This is a genomic window from Pseudomonas sp. 21LCFQ010 (assembly GCF_024129905.1).
Lineage (GTDB): Bacteria > Pseudomonadota > Gammaproteobacteria > Pseudomonadales > Pseudomonadaceae > Aquipseudomonas.
The window spans coordinates 1-5019 of sequence record NZ_JAMYDZ010000054.1 but is presented as its reverse complement, the minus strand read 5'-3'; the positions used below and the strand labels follow the sequence as shown (position 1 = coordinate 5019).

Here is a 5019-nt window from a genome sequence, read left to right as displayed (position 1 = left end):
GAACACCATGGCGTGATCACGTGGTTTGAATGGGGGGCGGGCTTTGCCCGCCATCGCGGAATCTATCCGCGATGGCATTATAAAATGCCCATTCATCGGGGGATGATGAAAGACAGTTGGCTCCCACCGGGTCCGCAGTGTTTATCTGAACAGTATTGCGGCTGAAGCGGATCGCCGCCCGGCCGCTCTTACAGCGATTGTGTTGGCTCCAGGGCCATCACCATCGACACCTGTTGCGCTGCCTTTAAACAATCCAGGTCCTGAAAATCCTTGCGCATGTCATCAATCCGGCTCAGCAGCTTCTGCTTCTGCTGCGCGGTGCTCATGGCATAGATATCCGCCACCAGGTTGATCGCAGCCTGTTCGGTGCGCGCGTAGGCTTCGCGGTAGTCGGCGGTCCAGAAGGTCTGGCGGTCTTGCAGCAGGGCGCTGATGCGCGGGGCGAAGTCAGGTTGCTGGCGCTGTTGCAGTGCCGCCAGGAAGCGTTGCTGCCAACTGGCGCGGTTGGCCAGCCAGGCCTGGTTCTGCTCACCCAGCGACACCGACCACTGCTGGACCCGCGCCTTTTGCTCGGCGGTCAGCGAGCCCATCCACGGCGACAGGCGTTTCTCCATGCGCCCGGCGCGGTCGGCGATCTGCTTGTCCAGCGGCTGGTTGAGGTATTCCTTCTGGCGTTTGCTCTGATCGCGCTCGAAGGCTTGTTGCATCTCCTGCACCTGCTTGTCATCCAGGCGGCTGAGCAACTCGACCACCGAAGGGGTGACCTGCCGGGCAATGCGGGCGATCGCCTGTTCGGCCTCACGAGTACGGGTTTGCAGCGCGGCAGGGCTGACCTGATCGTCACGCACCATCTGCTCAAGCCGGTCGAGCCAGGTCAGATAACCCGGCAACTGGGTACTGCAATGCCACTGCAAATGCTGCTTGAGGCGTTCATCGAGCCAGTCTTTCTGCTCGCCACGCACCTTGAGGTAATCGCTGAGCGACCAAGGGATGATCACATCCAGGTTGCGATAGGCCAGGCTCACCTGGCCACAGCCGCTCAGCAGCGACACCGTCAGCAACAGGGTAATGACAACTTTCGACAGGTAATCCATGACCTTTCCTCACAACATCGGCCTTGTTGTAGAGAGTGGCGGATCATGGCAGTTCCCTGCAATCAGAACAGCGCACGCACCGCCTTGAGCGTGACTGTCTGCTCGCAGCGCGGGTTATGCCCGCTGTACAGGCCGCAATCATCACCGCTCAGGCTGGAGTCGCTGTAGATCAGGTTCATGTCGATGCCCAGCCAGGGCCGGGACAACTTCAGCGACCAGTCGTTGAAGCCGCCGACCAGCCGGCCGTCACTGGCAATCTGTGCGCTGCCGAACTCGTGGGTGGTGTACTGCATGCGCACGTTCACCCCCAGTTGCGGCATGCTGCCCAGATCAACGAACAGGGTGTTATTGCGCGTGCCGGTGTCGTTGCTGAAGGCCGCGCCCAGCCGGCTGTCGAGAATCCGCAGGCCAGCGTACAGCTCATGGCTGGCCACCTGATTGGTGTCCGGGTAGCTGTAGCGGATCATCCCCAGCTCGTAACCGGTGCTCTGATCAAAGGGCTTCTTGAAGCCCATGTAAGAGTCCAGCTCCATATTGCTGTCTGGCGTCAGGCCCATGTTCGGTGACCACTGGCCGAAATACAGGCCGCTCTCATGGGTCAGGTCCAGCCCGCCATGAAACGAATCACCGCCGCTTGAGGGTGCCACCAGGCCCTGGGCCATGCTGCGCGTCGGCGTGGTTCCCAGTTTCAGGCTGAAGTCGCCCAGGCTTCGTTCCAGTACCTGGGCAGAAGCCGGCTGACAAACCAACAAGGCGCCGAGCAACGGCGTCAGGCATCGAATAACACGCATAAAGCACTCCAGGTGATGGGCGAGGAGTGTGGAAAAAATAGGGTTTGGATTGGGCTGGTGCGCGCAACCCGCGAGCCAGAGCCATCGCAAGAATACCGATGAAATCCGCCGGGGCATGACCGTTCGTCGATTCAACGCCAATTCGGCCACGATCAAGGACCACATGAATGCCCGTCAACAAAACCGGTTAGAATGCCCGCCACGCAATTCAGAGTGATCGGCACATGGCTTTAATCGGGCGCTTCAACAGCTTGCAAATCGTCAAGCACACCAATTTCGGGTTGTATCTGGACGGCGGCGCGGACGGCGAAATCCTCCTGCCCAACCGCTACATCCCCAAGGACGCGCCCACGGAGGTCGATGACTGGCTCAACGTATTCATCTACCTCGACAGCGATGACAAGCTGATCGCCACCACCCTCAAACCGAAAATTCAGGTCGGCGGCTTTGCCAGCCTCAAGGCGGTGCAGGTCAACAACATCGGGGTGTTCCTCGACTGGGGCCTGCCCAAAGACCTGCTGCTGCCGTTCTCGGAAGAAAAGCGCCAGATGGAAGCCGGCGAATACTGCGTGGTGCATGCCTACCTCGACAAACACACCCGGCGTATCACCGCCACCTCGCGGCTGGACCGCTACCTCGACAAGACCCCGGCCACCTACAGCCCCGGCCAGGCGGTCAACCTGCTGGTGGTCGAGCGCACCGACCTGGGCTTCAAGGCGATCATCGAGAACAAGCACTGGGGCCTGATCCACAAAAACGAAGTGTTCAAATTTCTGCGCCCCGGCATGCAAGAGAAAGGCTTTATCAAAGAAGTGCGCGCCGACGGCAAAGTCAGCCTCAGCCTGCAACCCATCGGCGCGGCCGCTGCCGACGACCTGTCCGGGCAAATCATCGCCAAACTGCGTGAAAACGGCGGTGTGCTGGAAGTCAGCGACAAGAGCGACCCCAAACTGATCAGCGACCTGTTCGGGGTCAGTAAAGGCAACTTCAAAAAGGCCATCGGCGGGCTGTACAAACAAGGCCAGATCGCCATCCATGCCGACCGCATCGAACTGACCTGAGGACGGCATTGGCCGGCCAGGCCGGTGGCAGATCACCCACCGGTTTGAGTTGCGTTCAAATTGCCGGCACTACGCTGGACCGGTGGCAGTCGGCTCAGCCGACGAAGGCGTCAGCAGATTCTATAAATGTGCCAACCTTTGCATCTAAACACCGCCCAGCCAACAGCCAATTTTAAAAATGCCCCTCAGGCAAGCAAAGCATCAATCTCCTGCGTCAGCCGCTGCAAGGGCAGGGTGCCATTGAGCACCTGCGCCTCGCTCAGCGGCTGACTGGCCCTACGCAACAGCAGCACCGGCACGGCCCGCAGCCCCAGCGTATCAGCCAGCGCCTCGTCATCGCTGACCGCAACCCGGTGCTGCTGCTCCTGCAATGCCAGGCGCAGCGCCTCGGGCTTGAGCCCGGTTGCGCTGGCCAACTGCAGCAGCACCTGATCCTCACCAATATTCTGACCGTACTCGAAAAACGCCCGGAACAACGCCCGATTGAAATCCCCAAACCGGCCCTGGCTGCGCGCAAAGTTCGCCGCTTCCAGCGCCTTGCGGCTGTGCGGCTGCACAGGCGGAATCTTCATCGTCAACTGGCGCCGATCGGCCATCGGCAACACCGCCTGCAACCAGGTCATGCGCAGGTAATCAGCCTGCGGGTCCGGGGTGGTCAATGGCTCGGGCCGCAACTCAAATGCATGCCAGCGCCACTCGATCATCGCGCCGTAACGGGCCTGAAGCTGTTCGAGAACCGGCAATTGCAGGTAGCAGAATGGGCAGACATAGTCGCTCCATATATCCACCCTCAGGGCGGGTTGTGTGTCTGTATGCATTCGCCTGGCTCCTTAGCTCTATTAGCAGTGACTGCCCACTTATGGGAAAAGTCCGGCTATTTCGCGGATCAATTCCCAAACGGTCGCTGTCCCAGCCATAACCCTCTCAGGACACATCGCCATGAAACGATTTCTCACCGCCTACGCTGCAACCCTGGTCGCGTTTCTGATCTTCGACGGCTTATGGCTGGGCGGGCTGATGGGCCCGACCTACCGCGCCTGGCTCGGCCCACTGATGCTCGACACACCGGTCATCGGCCCGGCGGTCGCGTTCTACCTGATGTACGGCGTGGGCATCGTGGTGCTGGCCGTGCTGCCGGCCCTCAACGTGCAACGCCTCGGGCAAGCGGTCGGCCACAGCGCCTTGCTGGGCCTGGTGGCCTACGGCACCTACGACCTGACCAACTGGGCCACCCTACGCGGCTGGCCAGCGCAAATGGCCTTGGTGGACCTGGCCTGGGGCGTGGTGGTGACCACATTGGCGGGGACAGTGGCTTATGTGCTGACGTCGCGGTTGTTGCGCTGAGCCTGTAGGCGCTTCAGTCCACCGCCCAGTAGGAGCGAGCTTGCTCGCGAAGAGGCCAGTAAAGTCACAGCAGCTGTAGCGAATGTGCTGCCGTCTTCGTCGGCAACCGCAGCGCTGGCCGGCCACTCTCATCAAACAAAATGCAAACTATTGATTTTTAATGGATATCCCGTAGGAGCGGCTTTAGCCGCGAAGGCTTCCCGGCTAAAGCCGGTCCTACGAGGTCTGTGTTTGCTGCGCGACAGCGCGGCGCCGAGGCGGCGGGCGATCTCCCACACGAGATCTGTGCAGCTTCCAGATCATGGGCAATGCCAGTGAGCGTGTTCGGTTAAGCACCTCGTTGACCCGATTGGTTCTGCCGATGGCAGGGACGTGGTCGGCTACGGTCAGCCCTGACTGCTCCATGCGCAATTTGATCGCCTCAATCGGGTCCGGTAAATCAACCGGAAAGTGCTTGGCTTCATAGGCTTCAATCAGCGTGATCATGACCTCGAACGCGTCGCCTTACGGTGTGCCAGGCTCTGGTTCGTTATCGAATAGAGGCGATATCTCCTTGAGAGCCGCTTGATACTCTGCGTCAGTGCGGATCGGGCGGATTTTAGGGAAACTCCGAACAAGTTGCCCATCAGCCGGAAATGGACGGCTTGAGGATGCCGAAAGGCCCGATTTTCAGCCGCTGATTATTAGATAACCAAGGCAACGCCTTGGTTATCTGCCCTCACGGGCGCA

5 protein-coding genes and 1 pseudogene are annotated in these 5019 nt (G+C 60.2%); 2 read left to right on the top strand and 4 right to left on the bottom strand.

Annotation, left to right across the window (positions count from 1 at the left end; translation table 11 throughout):
* Positions 1–188 precede the first annotated feature (188 nt).
* Both NJC38_RS28835 and NJC38_RS28830 read right to left on the bottom strand, forming a co-directional pair.
* A complete protein-coding gene (locus NJC38_RS28835; RefSeq protein WP_253118174.1) occupies positions 189–1094 on the bottom strand; it encodes a DUF6279 family lipoprotein in 906 nt (301 codons plus the stop codon).
* Positions 1095–1156: 62 nt separating this feature from the next.
* A complete protein-coding gene (locus NJC38_RS28830) occupies positions 1157–1885 on the bottom strand; it encodes a TorF family putative porin (protein WP_253118173.1) in 729 nt (242 codons plus the stop codon).
* 224 nt (positions 1886–2109) lie between these two features.
* Between NJC38_RS28830 and NJC38_RS28825 the strand changes: the two genes are divergently transcribed.
* Positions 2110–2946 (top strand): S1-like domain-containing RNA-binding protein, encoded by an 837-nt coding sequence (locus NJC38_RS28825; RefSeq protein ID WP_045482330.1) that lies wholly within the window; start codon positions 2110–2112, stop codon positions 2944–2946.
* A 185-nt stretch (positions 2947–3131) separates the two neighbouring features.
* Here the strand turns inward: NJC38_RS28825 and NJC38_RS28820 are convergent, their stop codons facing one another.
* Positions 3132–3764: a DsbA family protein gene (locus NJC38_RS28820; RefSeq protein WP_253118172.1), complete on the bottom strand. Its 633-nt coding sequence runs from the start codon at positions 3762–3764 to the stop codon at positions 3132–3134.
* A gap of 121 nt (positions 3765–3885) precedes the next feature.
* Between NJC38_RS28820 and NJC38_RS28815 the strand changes: the two genes are divergently transcribed.
* Entirely contained in the window at positions 3886–4290 is a 405-nt protein-coding gene (locus NJC38_RS28815) for a DUF2177 family protein (RefSeq protein ID WP_045482325.1), read from the top strand.
* Between the two features lie 216 nt (positions 4291–4506).
* Here NJC38_RS28815 and NJC38_RS28810 read toward each other — a convergent pair.
* A pseudogene (locus NJC38_RS28810) lies at positions 4507–4887 on the bottom strand (transcriptional regulator).
* Positions 4888–5019 lie beyond the last annotated feature (132 nt).